This window comes from Xanthobacter sediminis, assembly GCF_043195015.1.
In the GTDB taxonomy this organism is placed as follows: domain Bacteria; phylum Pseudomonadota; class Alphaproteobacteria; order Rhizobiales; family Xanthobacteraceae; genus Xanthobacter.
In genome coordinates, this window is record NZ_JBAFWH010000004.1 from 295,785 (window position 1) to 313,607 (window position 17,823).

Here is a 17,823-nt window from a genome sequence, read left to right on the forward strand (position 1 = left end):
GCGACGCGGAGTACATGGGAAGCCGGCCGGGCGCGAGGCGCGCGCCGGCCGTCAGGAACTGACCGGTTCCGGATCAGTTGGTCCGGTCGAACAAGGTCGGGATCTTCCACTGTTCCTGTTTCTTCTCCACCACGCCGTAGGGGGCGTTGGGGGCCGGCGTCTGGTAGCCGGTCGGGGGCTGAAGAAGGGTCTCGCGCTCCGGCTCGCCGTTGAAGGTGAGGGGCTTTTCCTTCTCGCCGCTGAAGCTCGGCAGCCAGCCGCGGGCGCCGAGCTCGCTTGGCATCAGCTCGTCGCGCCGGGTGCCGGTGGGCACCGGCTCGGTGGGGATCACGCCCAGGATCTTCTTGCGGCCCTTGTTCAGCTCGGAGGGCAGCAGCGGCCGGCCGGGATCGTCACGCACCACGGGGGCGTTGGCGGCGGCGGCCTCGCGCTGGCGACGGGCCACGTCGGGGTCCTTGGGCCAGTTGGGGTTCTTCCGGTGGGCCGCATCCTCCGGCGAGGGCAGCGCTTCTGCAGCGGCGGCCGGCGGCACCACCAGCGGCGCGCGCTCGCGGTAGTCGATCTCCGGCTTGCTCTGTTCTTCCTTCAGGCCGAACAGCTCCATCATGCTGTCCACCGGATTGGCGTTGAACTGCTCCTGCTGCGCGGCGGCGGGCCGCGCCAGGGGGCCGGCCAGCAGCAGGCCCAGGGCACAGGCGCCGGAGAGGGTCTTCAGGGCCGCGAAGGCCATCGTCGAATGCTGCATCGGCCTCGCCGGGGTCGCGGCATCGGGCCGGGATATCGGGCTCACGCGCATGGTGCTCCCCTTCAAGGCTCGCGCTCTGCTTCAGGTTTAGACGCCATAGGCGTCGGCGAGGGCGGCGTTTTTGAGGCACGCCCGGAGAAAGCGTCATAAAGCAGCAAGCCGACGCCGCCAACCACCGCGATGTCGGCCACGTTGAACACATACCAGCGCAGGCCGTAGGCGTGCAGCGAGATGAAGTCGAATACCGCCCCGTAGACCACCCGGTCCACCGCATTGCCGAGGGCGCCGCCGATGAGCAGGCCGAGGCCGAGCGCTTCCGCCGTGCGGTGCGCGCGTGTGAGCCACACCGCGAAGGCGAGGGCGGCCACCACCTTGATGGCCACCAGCACCCAGCGCCCCGCCTCCCCCTGGGGGAACAGGCCGTAGCTGATGCCGGCGTTCCACAGGGCGACCAGATCGAGGAAGGGCGCGACGGGCACCAGGCCAGGCCCGTGCGCGCCCATGAAGGCGATGGCCCAGGTCTTGGTGGCCTGGTCGGCCACCAGCACCAAGAGGGCCGTCAGCAATCCCAGGCGAAGACGGGTCATCGCGCCACTCCCGCTGTCATTCCGCCGCCGTGGCGGCATAGAACTCCCGCAGCGCCGCCGCATCGCGCGGCGTCACGTCGGGGAATTCGGGGTCCGCGCCCACCTCGGGCGAGATCTTCCAGGAGCGGGCGCACTTCCTGCCCTCGGCCCGGGCCGGCACCACGGCGACGCCGGGCACCTCCGCGAGGCGGAAGGCGTCCGCCGGCCCCTCGGCGCGCGCAAGCATCGCCGCGCTGGTGATGCAGATCTCCGCGAGGTCGAGCCCCTCGAAGGCGTCGGCCAGGGCCTCGTCGGTCACGTAGACCACGGGCGCGGCTTCCAGCGAGGAGCCCATGCGCTTCTGGGCGCGCTCCACCTCGAGGGCGCCCAGCACCACGCGCCGCACCTGCCGCGCCCGGCGCCACTTCTCCGCGAGGGCGGGATCGCGCCAGCTCTCCGGCGTTTCGGGGAAGGTGACGAGATGCACCGAGCCTTCCTCATCCCCCGTGCGGGCGATGTATGCCTCCTCGGTGGTGAAGGGCATGATGGGCGCGAGCCAGGCGACCACCCGGTTGAAGGTCTCGTCGAGCACCGTGAGGCAGGCCCTGCGGGTGAGCGAGGACAGGGGATCGCAATAGAGCGCGTCCTTGCGCACGTCGAAATAGAAGGCCGAAAGCTCGATGTTCATGAAGGCGGTGAGCAGCGCGTGCACCTTCTTGTAGTCGAAGGCGCGGTAGGCGGCGCGGATCTCTCCGTCGAGCTCGCTCAGCCGGTTGAGGATGAAGCGCTCCAGCGAGGGCATGTCGGCGAACGCCACCCGCTCCTCCGGCCGGTAGTGGTGCAGCGAGCCGAGCAGCCAGCGGATGGTGTTGCGCAGCTTGCGGTAGGTATCGGCCGTGGTCTTCAGGATTTCCGGGCCGATGCGCAGGTCGTCCGAATAGTCGGAGGCGCACACCCAAAGGCGCAGGATGTCGGCACCGGAGGCCTTGATGACCTCCTGCGGCGCGGTGACGTTGCCGAGCGACTTGGACATCTTGCGCCCGTCCTCGTCCAGCACGAAGCCGTGGGTGAGCACGGCGTCGTAGGGCGGCCGGCCGCGGGTGCCGCAGCTCTCCAGCAGCGAGGAATGGAACCAGCCGCGGTGCTGGTCCGAACCCTCCAGGTACATCACGCGGTCCTTGCCCAGCGGCGCGCGCACGGCTTTCAGATCGTCGCGCACTTCCAGCGTGAAGGTGTGGGTGGAGCCGCTGTCGAACCACACGTCGAGGACGTCATTGACCTTCTGCCAGCCCTCGTCGGCCCGCTCCAGCAGGAAGCGTTCGCGCGCGTTCTCCTGGAACCAGGCGTCGGCGCCTTCTTCCTCGAAGGCCTGCGCGATGCGGGCATTGACCTGGCGGTCGCGCAGGATCTCCACCGAGCCGTCGCCCACCTCCCGCACGAACACGGCGATGGGCACGCCCCAGGCGCGCTGGCGGGAGACCACCCAGTCCGGCCGGTTGGCGATCATGCCGGTGATGCGGTTCTCGCCCGCGGCCGGCACCCACTCCACAGTGCGGATGCCCGCCAGCGCCCGCTCGCGCAGGGTATCGGGCACGTTGCCGTTCAGGGTGGCGGGGCGGGACGCCGCGGTGCCGTCCGCATTGCGGATGTCCTGGTCCATGGCGATGAACCATTGCGGCGTGTTGCGGAAGATCACCGGCTTCTTGGAGCGCCAGGAATGGGGATACTGGTGCTTCACCCGCCCGCGCGCGAGCAGGTTGCCGGCGGCGACCAGCGCCTCGATGACGGCGCCGTTGGCATCGCCCTTCTCACCCTTCTCGGTGATGACGCGCCTGCCCGCGAAGCCGGGCGCCTGGGCGGTGTAGAAGCTGTCCTCGTCCACCGGATAGGGAATGGCGGGGCTGATCCCGCGCTCCTCCAGCCAGCGGCGGTTCTGGGTCCAGATCTCGAAGTCCTCGCGGCCATGGCTGGGCGCGGTGTGGACGAAGCCGGTGCCGGCATCGTCGGTGACATGGTCGCCGTCGAGCAGAGGCACCTTGAAACCGTAGCCGAGGGACGCCAGCGGGTGGGCGCAGATGAGGGCGCCCAGCTCGGTGGCGGTCACGTCCCGCACGCGGGCGAAGGCGCCGACACGCGCCTGCCGGAACACGTCCTCCGCCAGCCGGTCGGCGAGGATGAGGCGATCGCCCGCCTTGGCCCAGTTGTCGGCCGGCGCCTCCGTCACCTCATAGAGGCCGTAGGCGATCTTCGAGGAGAAGGAGATGGCGCGGTTGCCGGGCATGGTCCAGGGGGTGGTGGTCCAGATGACCACGCAGGCGCCGCCGAGATCATCCTTGACGCCGGACGCCACCGGGAACTTCACCCACACGGTGTCGCTCGTGAAGTCCTGGTACTCCACCTCGGCCTCGGCCAGGGCAGTCTTCTCCACCACCGACCACATGACCGGCTTGGAGCCGCGATAGAGCAGGCCGTTCTCCGCGAACTTCATGATCTCGCGGGCGATCTGCGCCTCGGCGGCGAACGCCATGGTGGTGTAGGGGTGGTCCCAATCGCCCTCCACGCCCAGGCGCTTGAACTCCTCGCGCTGGATGTCCAGCCAGTGCTGGGCGAAGGCGCGGCACTCCTGGCGGAAGGCCACCATGGCGGCGGCGTCGGAGAAGTCGGGCTTGGCCTTGCCCTTCTTGCGGTAGTTCTCTTCCTCGATCTTCCACTCGATGGGCAGGCCGTGGCAGTCCCAGCCGGGCACGTAGTTGGAATCGTGGCCCAGCATCTGCTGGGAGCGCGTCACCACGTCCTTGAGGATCTTGTTGAGGGCATGGCCGATGTGGATGTTGCCGTTGGCATAGGGCGGGCCGTCATGGAGCACGAAGCGCGGGCGTCCGCGGCCCGCCTCGCGCAGGCGGGCATAGAGGCCGATGCGCTTCCAGCGCTCCAGCAGCTCGGGCTCCTTCTTTGGCAATCCGCCGCGCATGGGAAACTCGGTTTCCGGCAGCAGCAGGGTCTTGGAATAGTCGGGGGTCTGTTCGGTCATGACGGGCTCGGCAAAGGGGGGCCGCAGGCGGCCGATGGGCAAAACGCGGGGTCAAGGGTCCCGGCTCCCCCGCGCGCCTCAGTCGCGCCGGCGGGGGACCGGGCCGATAATTCGCGTGCCATGCACGCGCCGCGCGCTCGCGCGCGATGCGGTGCCGCGCGGCGATGGCGTTTCGCCCCATGGGTGTGGGGCCGTTGCGACGTGGGTCATCCTCGGGCCGTGTGAAGCCAATCCGAAGGCCGGCTTCTAGCAGGCGGCCGGGACGGGGGAAAGGGCGCAGATGGGCGCGCCTGGGCGCCGCCGGCCTCAGCATGCAAAAAGACCCCGGCGCGGGAGGCGCCGGGGTCCGTTGGTTCCCCTCTTTTTATTTGGGACCGGACAGGCCGGGAAGACGGCCGGGGGCGGCGGGCGCCCCCGGGGATCAGCTCACGAGTGGTAGGCGCGCTCGCCGTGCTCGTTGATGTCGAGGCCCTCGCGCTCCACGTCAACAGACGGACGCAGGCCGACGATGATGTTGAGCACGAAGAAGATGATGGCCGACACGACGCCCGACCACACGAGGGTCACGAGGGTGGCCTGGGTCTGCACCCACACCTGGTGGCCCATGGAGTAGTCGGCCACGCCGGCGCCGCCGAGGGCGGGCGACACCAGGATGCCGGTGGCGATGGCACCGACGATGCCGCCGACGCCGTGCACGCCGAACACGTCCAGGCTGTCGTCATAGCCGAGGGCGTTCTTCACCGCGGTGCAGAAGAAGAAGCAGATGATGGCCGCGACGATGCCGAGCACAATGGCGCCCATGGGGCCGGAGGCGCCGCAGGCCGGGGTGATGGCCACGAGGCCGGCCACCGCGCCCGACGCGCCGCCGAGCATGGAGGGCTTGCCGCGCACCAGCCACTCGATCACGAGCCAGCCCACGACGGCGCCGGCGGTGGCGAGGAAGGTGTTCACCATCACGAGGGTGGCGAGGCCGTTGGCTTCGAGGTTCGAGCCCACGTTGAAGCCGAACCAGCCGACCCACAGCAGGGAGGCGCCGACCATGGTGAAGGCCAGCGAGTGGGGCGGAAGCTGCTCCTTGCCGTAGCCGATGCGCTTGCCGACGATGATGGCGCCGACGAGGCCGGCGACACCGGCGTTGATGTGCACCACGGTGCCGCCCGCGAAGTCGAGGGCGCCGAGGGTGAACAGGTAGCCTTCCGAGAACCACACCATGTGGGCGATCGGGAAGTAGACGAAGGTGCCCCACAGCACGGCGAACAGGATCACCGCCGGGAACTTCACGCGCTCGGCGAAGGCGCCGATGGCGAGGGCCGGGGTGATGGCCGCGAAGGTCATCTGGAAGGCGATGAAGGCGAACTCGGGGATCTGCACGCCCTTGGTGAAGGTGTCCGCGAGGCTGTCCACGGTGACGCCCGCCAGGAACGCCTTCTCGAAGCCGCCGATGAAGGCGTTGCCGGAGGTGAAGGCCAGCGAATAGCCGTAGATCGCCCACACCAGCATCATCACCGCGGTGATGGTGAGCACCTGCATGAGGACAGAGAGCATGTTCTTGGCGCGCACGAGGCCGCCGTAGAACAGGGCGAGGCCGGGGACGGTCATGAGCAGGACGAGGACCGTGGAGGTCATCATCCAGGAAACGTCACCCTTGTTCACGGTGGAGACCGCCGCGGCGGCGGCGGGGGAGGCGGCCGCCGGCGCCATATCGGGCTGGGCAAGCGCCGGCAGGGCGAAGGCCGCCGCCGCCAGCAGCGCGGGAACGCCCGCGCGGGTCCACGTCTTGAACGTCATGGAAGAAGGCTCCGTGAAATGAGGAAGGCTCAAAGCGCGTCGGCGTCGGTCTCGCCGGTGCGGATGCGCACGGCGTGGTCGATGGCGAGAACGAAGATCTTGCCGTCGCCGATCTGGCCGGTCTTGGCGGAAGCGGTGATGGCCTCCACGACCTTCGAAACCTGGTCGGCGGCCACCGCCACCTCGATCTTCAGCTTCGGCAGGAAGCTCACGGCATATTCGGCGCCGCGGTAGATCTCGGTGTGGCCCTTCTGCCGCCCGTAGCCCTTCACCTCGGTCACGGTCAGTCCGTGGACGCCGATACCGGTGAGGGCGTCGCGCACCTCCTCCAGCTTGAATGGCTTGATGATGGCCATGACGATCTTCATGGATCGGTCCCTGTTCCCTGGTGGCCTGGATCCGGCGCCGCGAAGCCCACCCCCGCGTGCCGGCCAGCCGGTGTTTTCTGTCGGCTCCGCCGAGAGCAGGACGGGGAATTCCGCGCCGCGGCAGGCAAGCCTGTTTCCAGGGAATCAAGGACCGTGCCAGATGCGGCGAGGCGCGGAGTCCCGCTGCTTATTTTCTCGCCACGAGGGTCAAGGGCGTGGCGGCGCCCGATGGTCGCCGCTTTTTCCGCCTGTTTTTTAGGCGACACGCATCAAAGATGGTCAACGGATGGTATTCCCCGCTTGCGCGCCCCTCATTTGGGCGTGACGCGGCGCATCAATCCTTCCTGCGTCGCCGAAGCCACGAGAACCCCCTCGCGGGTGAAGAACTCGCCCCGGCAGAACCCGCGCGAGCCGAAGGCGGCCGGGCTTTCCTGGCTGTACAGAAGCCATTCGTCGGCGCGGAACGGCCGGTGGAACCACAGCGCGTGGTCGAGGCTCGCCACCTGCAGGTCGCGGTCGAACACCGAGCGCCCATGCGGCAAAAGGGCCGCCTGGAGCAGCGAGAAGTCCGAGGCGAAGGCCAGGACTGCCTGATGCGTGGGCAGATCGTCCGGCAGCCCCGCCCGGGCGCGCACCCACAGGCTGGGCGTGGCTGCCGCGCTGCCGATATAGGAGGGGTCCAGCGATGTGGGCCGGATCTCCAGCGGCTTGATGGCCATCCAGTCGCGGCTCGCGGCCTCCGGGAAGCGCTCCAGCAGGCGCGCGCGCCAGGCTTCGTCGGGCGGCAGGTCCTCCGGCATGGGCACCTTCGGCATGGTGCTCTGGTGTTCCAGGCCGTCCTCTTCCAATTCGAACGAGGCGGACATGGAGAAGATGGCCCTACCGTGCTGGATGGCCACCACCCGCCGGGTGGTGAAGCTGCGCCCGTCGCGGATGCGCTCCACCTCGTAGACGATGGGAATGGTGGGGTCGCCGCCCAGCAGGAAATAGCCGTGGAGCGAGTGGGTGACGCGCGGTGCATCCACGGTGCGGCGCGCCGCCACCAAGGCCTGCGCCACCACCTGCCCGCCGAATACGCGCCCGCCGCCCGGATTGCCGCTGCGACCGCGGAACAGATTGATCTCCAATTGCTCCAGATCGAGGATGGACAGAAGCGCTTCAACGTCGGAAGACGGCGTGTCGGTCATGAGGATCGGCCTTGCGGAAGGCCCGCGGCGCGCGGGCGGCGGGTGTGAGGATGACGAGGCACGAAGACGCCACGCGCCCATGAGGCGCGTCAAGTCCGTATAGGTGAAGATCATGACGTCCGCGTCGACGCCGGCCTCGGCCGGGGCGGGGCGAGCCCTTCGGGGGCCGCCGCGCGAGCGGGCATCCGGTCAAGATTCCGGCCAGGAGATCCCGGCCAAGCGACGCTGTGAGGAGACTGATCCATGAGTGGCCTGTTCGAGCCCGCCGCTGCGCCCTCGCCCTATACGGGGCCCGGCGTCTTCCTCGCGCCGGCGGCGATGTCCGACGTGGCCATCGTCGGCGGCGGGCTGGCGGGGCTCAGCCTCGCGCTGGCACTGCGGCAGGGGCTGGGCGCCGACGCGCGCATCACGCTGTTCGATCCCGCTCTCGCCAATCCGGTGATCGACGACGAGCGCTGCTCCGCCATCGCCGCGTGCGGGCGGCGCATGCTCACCGTGCTCGGCGCGTGGCCGCGCATCGCGGCGCAGGCCCAGCCCATTCTCTCCATGGTGGTGACCGACAGCCGAACCCGGGATGTGGCGCGCCCCACCTTCCTCACCTTCGACGGCGACGTCGTCCCCGGCGAGCCCTTCGCGCACATGGTGCCGAACGCGGTGCTCCAGGCCGCGCTCATCGCCGACGCCGAGGCTGCCGGCATCGAGCTGAAGGCCGAGACGGTGGCCGCCTTCGCGCCAGAAGGGGCGGGGATGGCGCTCACCACCGGCGCCGGCGCGAGCGTCTCCGCGCGGCTGCTGGTGGCGTGCGACGGCGCCCGGTCGCGCCTGAGGTCCATGGCCGGGATCGAGACCGTCTCCTGGGGCTATGGCCAGAGCGGCATCACCTTCACCGTGGAGCACGAGCGCCCGCACGAGGGCCGGGCCGAGGAGCATTTCCTGCCGGCCGGGCCGTTCGCCCTGCTGCCCCTGCCCGGCAACCGCTCCGCCATCGTGTGGACCGAGCGCACCGAGGATGCCGAGCGCATCGCCGCCCTTCCGGCGCCGCTGTTCCAGGAAGAGCTGGAGCAGCGCTTCGGCCATCGCCTGGGCTGGGTGAAGGCGGTGACGCGGCCGCGCCCCTATCCGCTCGGCTTCTCCATGGCGCGCAGCTTCGTCGGCGACCGGCTGGCGCTGGTGGGGGATGCCGCCCACCTTATCCACCCCATCGCCGGGCAGGGACTGAACATGGGCCTGCGCGATGTGGCGGCCCTGGCGGAGGCGGTTACCGATGCCGCCCGCGTGGGTCTGGACTTCGCCTCGCCCCAGGTGCTGGAGCGCTACCAGCGCTGGCGGCGCTTCGACACCCTGGCCATGGGCATCGCCACCGACGGCCTCAACCGCCTGTTCTCCAACCACTCCGACGCTCTGCGCGCGCTGCGGGACGTGGGGCTTGGAATGGTGGACCGCCTGCCGCGCCTGAAGGGCCTGTTCATCCGCGATGCGGCCGGCCTCACGGGGGCGGTGCCGAAGCTGCTGCGCGGCGAGGCGCTTTAGGCGGCGTGCAGGGGGCCGTCTGTCTCTGAACGGAGGCGGTGCGAAGGGCCGGCAGTTGCGACTCGCCTCCGCTTTCTTCCTGTGAAGGAGGTGGGTGGCGCGTCGGCACCCGTGGTTTCGACCCGTTGATCCCTTGCTTCAGCCGCCTCTCGCTCCTGGCCGGCGGCACCTGACGCAAGAGGCTTGCGGGCATGGCGCATGGGCCTTGGGCCAGGGCTGCGCCGCACCTGAGTGCGCCCGCTTGGTGCCGGTCGAAGATCGGAGCCGATGGTATCAACCGGCCGGCGGCAGGGGCGCTGTCAGGCCGGGCTCGTCGTTGCGCACGGCGTTCACAGCGGTCGAAACCGGCCAGGAGGTGAGTTGCGCGGCAGGGGCGGGGCGCAGCAGGTCGCGCGGGTCATCATCCGAGAGGAAGCGGGGGATGTCCGCATCCGCGAGCACCACGGGCATCCGCTCGTGCAGCGGTCGCAGTGCCTCGTTGGCCGGGCAGGTGAGGATGGTGAAGGTGCGCAGCCATTGCCCGGTGGCCGGGTCCTTCCAGCCCTCCCACAGCCCTGCGAAGGCGAAGGGTGCGCCATCGGCCGTGGTGATGAAGAAGGGCCGGGTGGCACCGTTGCGGCGCTGCCATTCATAGAAGCCGTCCGCCGGCACGATGCAGCGCCGCTTCTTCCACCAGGCATCGCGGAAGGTCGGCTTTTCCGCCACCCCCTCCGCACGGGCGTTGATGAGCCTGGCGCCGCCGCTCGGGTCCTTGGCCCAAAGGGGCACGAATCCCCACCGCAGAAGGGAGAGGTCCAGCGCGCCGGTATGCGGATTGAGGCGCACCACCATCAGGTCCTGTGTAGGGGCGGCATTGTAGCGGGGCGGGCAATTGGGCAGGCGCAGCGCCGCCAGATCGAGGCCGAAATGCTCCGCATAGGCAATGGGCGCCCGGTGCTGGACGAAACGGCCGCACATGGCCCGACCCTTCCTTCCGATGTGCCGGCGAGAGAATCAGGACACGAGGCGGAAGCGCCCGTCGATGGCGGGCGGCCCTTCGGTAAAGACGCGCCCGGTCTCCACCAGATGCTCCAGATGCGCCAGCACCGTGAGGGACGCCGCGCCCACCAGCCGTGGATCGAGCCCGATGTAGATGCCCCGCACGAGATCGGGAATCGTTTCCGCCGCGCGGTCGAGACCGCGCAGGATGGCGGTCTCGCGGGCGATTCGATGGTCGAGATAGTCGCGCACGAAGGCGGGGGCGTCGCGCACCGGGCCGCCGTGGCCTGGCAGGTAGACCCTTTCTTGCCGCAGGCCGAGCCGCTCCAGCGAGTGGATATAGTCGCCCATCGCGCCGTCCGGGGGCGCGACGATGGATGTGGCCCAGGCCATCACGTGGTCGCCGGAGAAGAGGAGGGCATCTTCCCTGAGCGCGAAGGCCAGGTGGTTGGCGGTGTGGCCGGGGGTGGCAAGGGCGGTCAGGCTCCAGCCGCGGCCGGAGACGGCCTCGCCGTCCTCAAGAGTATGGTCGGCCAAATAGTCGGTGTCGGCGCTGGCGTCGAGGGGATTGATCTCGCCGATATGGAGGGGGCGGGCGGCGCGGTGCGGCCCGCAGCCGACGATGGCCGCACCGGTTGCAGCCTTGATGGCGCGGGCCGCCGGAGAATGGTCGCGGTGGGTGTGGGTGACCACCACATGGGAGACGCTCTCCCCCTCGATCGCCTTCAGCACGGCGGCCACATGGACGGGGTCATCGGGGCCGGGATCGAGGACGGCCACTTCGCCGTGGCCGATGATGTAGGTGCAGGTGCCGGTGAAAGTGAAGGCGGAGGGATTCGGCGCAACGATGCGCCGCACCAGGGGCGTGACCGGAACCGCCAGCCCGGCGGGAGAATCAAAATCGCGATCGAAGGAAATGTCGGCGCTCATGCGCGGAGGCTAGAGCTTTCGGTGCGGCATTGAAACGGCAAAAGAGCGGAGGCTCTTCAGCGCCACGGCCGGTGGCACGCGGGGGCGGGGAGGGCCGCAGGTTGGTGCAGCAAAGCAAAACGTTCTCGGGAGGGCGCCACGGCACCTGATCTTGGGTGGACTGAGGTCGAGACTCTTCCGGCGCGCGCACAGCCGTGAATATGCGCGCCCATCGCCGCGAGGCGCCAAAAAAGAAAGCCCGCCGCAAGCGGCGGGCCCTCTCTCGTCACGTTCGATCCGAAGGATCAGAACTTGTAGTTCACACCAGCCTTGACGGTGTGGAACTTGGAGTCGACGTTGATGGAGTCGCCGAGGCCCCAGTTGGCGCCCACGACATCGTTGTTGCCGAGGTCGACGTACAGGTACTCGGTCTTGAACGTCCAGTTGTTGGTGATGGCGTACTCGACGCCGCCGCCCAGGGTCCAGCCCCAGTTGGTGGAGGCGATGGAGCAGCTCAGGAACGCGCCGCAGAGGCCGCCGCTGATGTCGGTCGAAGTACGGCCGTAGGCGGCACCACCGGTGATGTACGGCAGGAACCGGTCGAAGGCGTAGCCGAGACGGGCGCGGATGGTGCCGAAGTAGTCGATCGTGGAGCCGAAGGACTGGTAGAAGAAGGGCGAGGTATCCGACACGGTGCCGGAGATGTTCGACCACTGGATGTCGGTCTCGAGGCCGACGACCACGTTGTTGGCGAACTGGTAGTTATAGCCGAGCTGACCGCCGACGAAGAAGCCCGAAGAGTTGATCGAACGGGTGTTGATCAGGGAGTAGGCGGTGTACTCGTTGTAGCTGAACTTGTCGCCGCCGTAACCGGCGTTGGCGCCGATGTAGAAGCCGGTCCAGGAGAAGACCGGAGCGGCGATGGCCTTGACGGGATACTTGGTGGCCAGGTCAGCAGCCGCGGCGGGAGCCGAGAGAGCAGCCAGCGCAGCGGTGGCGAGAAGGAAACGCTTCATGATTTTAATCCCCCATTTTTGGGTTACGCGACTATCAGGCAGTGACGTCGAGTGCGTGCGCAGCCGTTTCGTTCCGCCCAGTGAGAGTGATGTAGCAGAGGCCGCGGAAAGATTCCGTAGCTTTCCTGCCACAGTGCATCGAAATCCACGCCATGCAACCAAGGAAACGGTACTATAATGGTGCATTCGGCGCGGATGCTGATTGTGCCGGGCCTCCGGCGACGGCCAACGTGACCAATTGTGGTAAATTATTTGCAAACTAAGCACTTTGCGCCACATTCTCGCCGCCGTTGAGGCAATGCCGAGGGGTGCCGGAGGCTCCGTAGGGGCAGTTTTTGCTACAACCGCTACGGGTGTTTGTGGCGTGGTCGGGTGTAAAGCCGCGCATCCGGGAGAAGGGCGGGTTGCAGGCCCGCAAGGGGCCCTCGCAGGCGGCGGGACGCGTTCCCGGGGGGCTCAGAACTTGTAGTTGACGCCCGCGCGCAAAGTCTGGAAGCGCAGGTCCGCCGCAGTGAGGGCCACGAGGTCGGCCGCGGGGTCGAACCTGGCCTCTTCGAGGCTGCCGAGGTCGACGTAGAGATATTCCGCCCGCATGGTCCAGTGGTCGGTGAGCGCGGCCTCCGCGCCGGCGCCGGCCGCCCAGCCCCAGCGCAGGGCGGAAGAGGATGACGCCGAGAAGCCTCCGCTGAGACCGAGCGCCGTGTGGCCGAAACCGGCCTGGCCGTAGGCGATGCCCCCGGTGAGATAAGGCATGAAGCGGTCCATGGCGTAGCCGAGGCGCGCCCGCACGGTGCCGAAATAATCGAGAGTGGCTGAGGAGGCGCGCACGCCGCCCGGCGGCGAAAGCACCTGTTGCTGGTCTCGTGCGGCGATGCCGCTCCACTGCAGGTCTGCCTCCGCGCCCAGCACGAAGCGGTTCGGGAGCTGGTAGTTGAAGCCGCCCTGGCCGCCCGCCACGAATCCGGACGATGTGGCGCCCCTGCCCTCGAAGGTGGAGAGGGTGGTGAGGGAATTGGTGCTGAAGAGCAGCGAATCGGAGGAGACGTCTCCGCCCCCATACCCCGCATTCGCGCCGGCATAGGCGCCGGTCCAGGAAAAGCTGCGGGGCATCAGCGCCTTGATGAGCGTGGCGCGGTCCGTGACGTCGGCGGCCGCGGCGGGCAGGGCGAGGGCGCTGGCCGCAAGGGCGGCGAGGGCGATGGACTTCATGCGCTAACCCCGAAGCTGAAAGCCGCGTGCGGGCGGCTTGCCGCTGGAACGCGTGCCCGCACGGGCGCAGGACCCCGCGGCCGAAGGGCGTTTCAAGCATTTGGTAACCATGTCATGGTAAACGGGAGGTAAATGGAAGCGGTACACCAGCTTTCATTCTCGGCGCCGGTGTTTCCATGAGCGGCCGCCTCATATGACGAGGGATCAGCACCTTTGTCGCGTTGCGCGCAGGCGGCGGCTCGCCCATCTGTGGGATGCATTCGGGGCGGGTGCGAGGCCTGCCCGAGGCGGGTGCCGCGATGCGCCGGGGCCGGCCGCAAGGCCGGCGGCGCTGTGTCGGAGGATGGAGAGATGATGCTGAAAGTGCTCGCGACCGGGGTGCTGGTGATAGCCGCCTCCGCGGCGGCGGCCCAGGCCATGCCCCGCAGCACCGACATGAGCTGCGCCCAGGCGGCTGCGCTCGTTCAGAAGGAGGGGGCGGTGGTGCTCGCCACTTCGCCCACCCTCTACGACCGCTATGTGCGGGACCTGCGCTTCTGCATGTACGACCAGCAGCTGAAGCCAGAATGGGTGCCGACCCGCGACAATCCGCAGTGCTTCGTGGGCTACACCTGCTTCGAGCCGTCGCGCAACGGCGGGCGCGGCGGCGGCGGTTGAGCCCGGCGCCGGCGCGGAAGGGAGGGGGCGCCGCAGGGGCGCCCCTGTCCGCTCAGCCGATGCCGCGTTCCTTGAGGATGCCCTCGATCTCCTCCAGCACCACCGGGTCGTCGATGGTGGCGGGGATGGACCACGCGTCATGGTCCGCGATCTTCTTCATGGTGCCACGCAGGATCTTGCCCGAGCGCGTCTTCGGCAGGCGGTTCACGGTCACCGCCAGCTTGAAGGCGGCCACCGGGCCGATGCGGTCGCGCACCAGGCCCACCAGCTCCTTCTCGATCACCTCTGGCGCCCGGCGTTCGCCCGCCTTCAGCACCACGAAGCCGCAGGGCACCTCGCCCTTCAGCGAATCCTTGACGCCGATGACGGCGCACTCGGCCACGTCGGGATGGGAGGCGATCACTTCCTCCATGCCGCCGGTGGAGAGCCGGTGGCCGGCGACATTGATGATGTCGTCGGTGCGGCCCATGACGAAGACGTAACCGTCGTCATCCATGTAGCCGGCGTCGGCGGTCTTGTAGTAGCCGGGATAGTCGGCGAGGTAGCTTTCGCTGAAGCGCTCGTCCTGCTGCCACAGGGTGGGCAGGCAGCCGGGAGGCAGCGGCAGCTTCACCACGATGGAGCCCATGGTGCCGGCCGGCACGGGCTTGGCCGCCTCGTCCACGATCTGCACGTCATAGCCGGGCATGGGCACCGTGGGGGAGCCGAGCTTGATGGGCAGGAGGCCGAGCCCCACCGGATTGGCGGCAATGGCCCAGCCGGTCTCGGTCTGCCACCAATGGTCCACCACCGGCACGCCGAGCTTTTCTTCCGCCCACTTCACGGTGTCCGGGTCGGCGCGCTCGCCGGCCAGGAACAAGGTGCGGAAATGGGACATGTCGCGCCCGGTCTTGAAGGTGCAGTCCGGGTCTTCCTTCTTGATGGCGCGCAGGGCGGTGGGGGCGGTGAAGAGGGCCACCACCTTGTGCTCCTCCACCACCCGCCAGAAGGCGCCGGGATCGGGCGTGCCCACCGGCTTGCCCTCGTAGACGAGGGTGGTGCAGCCGGCCAGCAGCGGCGCATAGACGATGTAGGAGTGGCCCACCACCCAGCCGATGTCGGAGGCGGCCCAGAACACCTCGCCCGGCTTGATGCCGTAGAGGTTCTCCATGGTCCAGGCGAGCGCCACCATGTGGCCGCCGCAGTCGCGCACCACGCCCTTCGGCTTGCCGGTGGTGCCGGAGGTGTAGAGGATGTAGAGCGGATCGGTGGCGGCCACGTCCACGCAGGCGGCGGCCTTGCCGGCGGCGGAAGCGGCGGCGCAGGCCCCGGCCCAGTCGATGTCGCGGCCTTCCGCCAGGGTGGCGGGGCCCTGCGGGCGCTGCAGCACCACGCAATGCTCCGGCTTCACCGCCGACATGGAGATGGCGAGGTCGAGCAAGGGCTTGTAGGGCACCACCCGGTTCGGCTCGATGCCGCAGGAGGCGGCCAGGATCACCTTGGGCTCGGCGTCCTCGATGCGGGTGGCGAGCTCCTTGGCCGCGAAGCCGCCGAACACCACCGAATGGATGGCGCCGATGCGCGCGCAGGCCAGCATGCCCACCAGCGCCTCCGGCACCATGGGCATGTAGACGAGCACGCGGTCGCCCTTCTCCACGCCGAGATCCAGCAGCACGGCGGCGAGGGTCTCCACGTCGTGCTTCAACTCGGTATAGGTGATGGTGCGCTTGGAGCCGGTGACGGGGCTGTCATAGATGATGGCGGCCTGCCCTGCGCGCCCGCCCGCCACGTGGCGGTCCACGGCATTGAAGCAGGTGTTGCCGGTGGCCCCGACGAACCAGCGGCCGTAGACGCCGGCGTCGGCGTCGAACACCTTGTCGGCGGGGCGGGTCCAGTCGATCTTCTTCGCCGCCTCGCCCCAGAAGGCGGACGGATCGTCGCGCCAGCGGGCATAGGTTTGCGCGTACCGGCTGCTGCTCGTGTTGTCCATGGACGTCTCCCTTATCGGCGTATCTTTGTGTTGGTTAGTGCCGGGGCCCCTCCGGCGGGGCAAGTACGCACAACTGCGTACGACCTTGGTTGGATGGATAAAGGCCTTGTTCTATTGCGCCCGCCGATTGCGCGGTTCCCGGCCCGTGGCTAGGTTGCACGCCGCGCGACGCGCGCCATTCCATGCTCCTTCGCGCCCGCCGCTCGGCCGGGAGCGGACTTGAGGATTTTAGGGGGATTCCATGGCCGGTAGCATCTATGACCTGCATCTCGACCGCAATCAGGCCAATTACCAGCCCCTGACCCCGCTCGGCTTCCTGGAGCGTGCCGCCAGCGTGTTCCCCGATCACACCGCCATTATCCACGGCGCGCTCCGGCGCAACTATCGCGATTTCTACTCGCGCAGCCGGCGGCTCGCCTCGGCCCTGTCCAAGCTCGGCATCGCCAAGGGCGACACCGTGGCGGTGATGCTCACCAACACCCCCGCCATGCTGGAGGCCCACTACGGCGTGCCCATGACGGGCGCCGTGCTGAACTCCCTCAACACCCGGCTCGACGCCGCCATCCTCGCCTTCACCATCGACCACGGCGAGGCGAAGGTGCTCATCACCGATCGCGAGTTCTCGCCGGTGATGAAGGCGGCGCTCGCCATGGCCGTGCGCAAGCCCATCGTCATCGACTATGACGACCCGGAATACACCGGCAAGGGCGACCGCATCGGCACCATCGAATACGAGGCTTTCCTCGAGACCGGCGATCCGGAATTCGCCTGGACCGGCCCGGACGACGAGTGGAACGCCATCGCGCTCAACTACACCTCCGGCACCACCGGCGACCCCAAGGGCGTCGTCTATCACCATCGCGGCGCGAACCTGCTGGCGGTGGGCAATGTGGTGACCTGCGCCCTGGGCAAGCATCCGGTCTACCTGTGGACGCTGCCCATGTTCCACTGCAACGGCTGGTGCTTCCCCTGGTCCATCACGCTGGTGGCCGGTACCCATGTGTGCCTGCGGCAGGTGCGCGCCAAGGCCATGTTCGACGCCATTGCCGATTATGGCGTCACCCACATGTGCGGCGCGCCCATCGTGATGTCGACCCTGCTCGGCGCGCCCGAGGCCGACAAGCGCCCGCTGCCCGGCAAGGTGGAGTTCATCACCGCCGCCGCGCCGCCCCCGGAGGCGGTGCTTGCCGCCATGCAGGACGCTGGCTTCAACGTGGTGCACGTCTACGGCCTCACCGAGGTCTACGGCCCCTCGGTGGTGAACGACTGGCATTCGGAGTGGGACAGCCTGCCCGCCGCCGAGCGCGCCGTGAAGAAGGCCCGCCAGGGCGTGCGCTACGCCGCGCTCGACGCCCTCGACGTGCTGGACCCCGAGACCATGCAGCCCGTGCCCGCCGACGGCACCACGCTGGGTGAGGTCATGTTCCGCGGCAATACGGTGATGAAGGGCTACCTCAAGAACCCCACCGCCACCGACAATGCCTTCGCCGGCGGCTGGTTCCATTCGGGCGACCTGGGCGTGAAGCACCCCGACGGCTACATCCAGCTCAAGGACCGCTCCAAGGACATCATCATCTCCGGCGGCGAGAACATCTCGTCCATCGAGGTGGAGGACGCCCTCTACAAGCACCCGGCCGTGAGCGCCGCCGCGGTGGTGGCAAAGCCCGACGAGAAGTGGGGCGAGACCCCGGTGGCCTTCGTGGAGCTGCGTGACGGCATGAGCGTGACCGCCGAGGAACTGCTGGCCCACTGCAAGACCCACCTCGCCGGCTACAAGTGCCCGCGCCATATCGTGTTCGAGCCGATCCCGAAGACCTCCACCGGCAAGATCCAGAAGTTCCGCCTGCGCGAGCTGGCGAAGGAAGTCTGA

The 17,823-nt window shown here is 68.7% G+C and carries 14 protein-coding genes; 3 read left to right on the top strand and 11 right to left on the bottom strand.

The window, feature by feature from the left end:
- Nucleotides 1-73 precede the first annotated feature (73 nt).
- The 6 genes from V5F61_RS07360 to tesB form a co-directional block, all read right to left on the bottom strand.
- Nucleotides 74-745: a hypothetical protein gene (locus V5F61_RS07360; RefSeq protein WP_393988841.1), complete on the bottom strand. Its 672-nt coding sequence runs from the start codon at nucleotides 743-745 to the stop codon at nucleotides 74-76.
- Between the two features lie 62 nt (nucleotides 746-807).
- The gene (gene lspA, locus V5F61_RS07365; protein WP_393988842.1) at nucleotides 808-1,332 is read right to left on the bottom strand and encodes a signal peptidase II; all 525 of its coding nucleotides are present in this window, start codon (nucleotides 1,330-1,332) and stop codon (nucleotides 808-810) included.
- 16 nt (nucleotides 1,333-1,348) lie between these two features.
- Nucleotides 1,349-4,342 carry an isoleucine--tRNA ligase gene (gene ileS, locus V5F61_RS07370; RefSeq protein ID WP_393988843.1) on the bottom strand — a complete coding sequence of 998 codons (2,994 nt, stop codon included), beginning with the start codon at nucleotides 4,340-4,342 and terminating at the stop codon, nucleotides 1,349-1,351.
- Between the two features lie 426 nt (nucleotides 4,343-4,768).
- Nucleotides 4,769-6,130 (bottom strand): ammonium transporter, encoded by a 1,362-nt coding sequence (locus tag V5F61_RS07375; RefSeq protein ID WP_393988844.1) that lies wholly within the window; start codon nucleotides 6,128-6,130, stop codon nucleotides 4,769-4,771.
- Between the two features lie 29 nt (nucleotides 6,131-6,159).
- The gene (locus tag V5F61_RS07380; RefSeq protein WP_234050913.1) at nucleotides 6,160-6,498 is read right to left on the bottom strand and encodes a P-II family nitrogen regulator; all 339 of its coding nucleotides are present in this window, start codon (nucleotides 6,496-6,498) and stop codon (nucleotides 6,160-6,162) included.
- 311 nt (nucleotides 6,499-6,809) lie between these two features.
- Nucleotides 6,810-7,685: an acyl-CoA thioesterase II gene (gene tesB, locus V5F61_RS07385; protein ID WP_393988845.1), complete on the bottom strand. Its 876-nt coding sequence runs from the start codon at nucleotides 7,683-7,685 to the stop codon at nucleotides 6,810-6,812.
- 318 nt (nucleotides 7,686-8,003) lie between these two features.
- On the opposite strand from tesB, the gene V5F61_RS07390 reads away from it, so the two are divergent.
- Nucleotides 8,004-9,215, top strand: coding sequence for a ubiquinone biosynthesis hydroxylase (locus tag V5F61_RS07390; protein ID WP_393988954.1), 1,212 nt, complete (start codon nucleotides 8,004-8,006; stop codon nucleotides 9,213-9,215).
- A gap of 273 nt (nucleotides 9,216-9,488) precedes the next feature.
- Here V5F61_RS07390 and V5F61_RS07395 read toward each other — a convergent pair whose 3' ends face one another.
- The 4 genes from V5F61_RS07395 to V5F61_RS07410 form a co-directional block, all read right to left on the bottom strand.
- Nucleotides 9,489-10,172 (bottom strand): SOS response-associated peptidase, encoded by a 684-nt coding sequence (locus tag V5F61_RS07395; RefSeq protein WP_393988846.1) that lies wholly within the window; start codon nucleotides 10,170-10,172, stop codon nucleotides 9,489-9,491.
- Nucleotides 10,173-10,208: 36 nt separating this feature from the next.
- Nucleotides 10,209-11,123: an MBL fold metallo-hydrolase gene (locus tag V5F61_RS07400; protein WP_393988847.1), complete on the bottom strand. Its 915-nt coding sequence runs from the start codon at nucleotides 11,121-11,123 to the stop codon at nucleotides 10,209-10,211.
- A 284-nt stretch (nucleotides 11,124-11,407) separates the two neighbouring features.
- On the bottom strand, nucleotides 11,408-12,118 hold the full coding sequence (locus V5F61_RS07405; protein WP_393988848.1) for an outer membrane protein: 711 nt from the start codon (nucleotides 12,116-12,118) through the stop codon (nucleotides 11,408-11,410).
- A 456-nt stretch (nucleotides 12,119-12,574) separates the two neighbouring features.
- Complete coding sequence (locus V5F61_RS07410) at nucleotides 12,575-13,327, bottom strand: outer membrane protein (RefSeq protein ID WP_393988849.1); 753 nt, start codon at nucleotides 13,325-13,327, stop codon at nucleotides 12,575-12,577.
- A gap of 351 nt (nucleotides 13,328-13,678) precedes the next feature.
- Here V5F61_RS07410 and V5F61_RS07415 point away from each other — a divergent pair, with 351 nt between their 5' ends.
- The gene (locus V5F61_RS07415; RefSeq protein WP_393988850.1) at nucleotides 13,679-13,984 is read left to right on the top strand and encodes a hypothetical protein; all 306 of its coding nucleotides are present in this window, start codon (nucleotides 13,679-13,681) and stop codon (nucleotides 13,982-13,984) included.
- Between the two features lie 52 nt (nucleotides 13,985-14,036).
- Here the strand turns inward: V5F61_RS07415 and V5F61_RS07420 are convergent, their stop codons facing one another.
- Nucleotides 14,037-15,953: a propionyl-CoA synthetase gene (locus V5F61_RS07420; protein ID WP_393988851.1), complete on the bottom strand. Its 1,917-nt coding sequence runs from the start codon at nucleotides 15,951-15,953 to the stop codon at nucleotides 14,037-14,039.
- A gap of 241 nt (nucleotides 15,954-16,194) precedes the next feature.
- Between V5F61_RS07420 and V5F61_RS07425 the strand changes: the two genes are divergently transcribed.
- Nucleotides 16,195-17,823, top strand: coding sequence for an acyl-CoA synthetase (locus tag V5F61_RS07425; protein ID WP_393988852.1), 1,629 nt, complete (start codon nucleotides 16,195-16,197; stop codon nucleotides 17,821-17,823).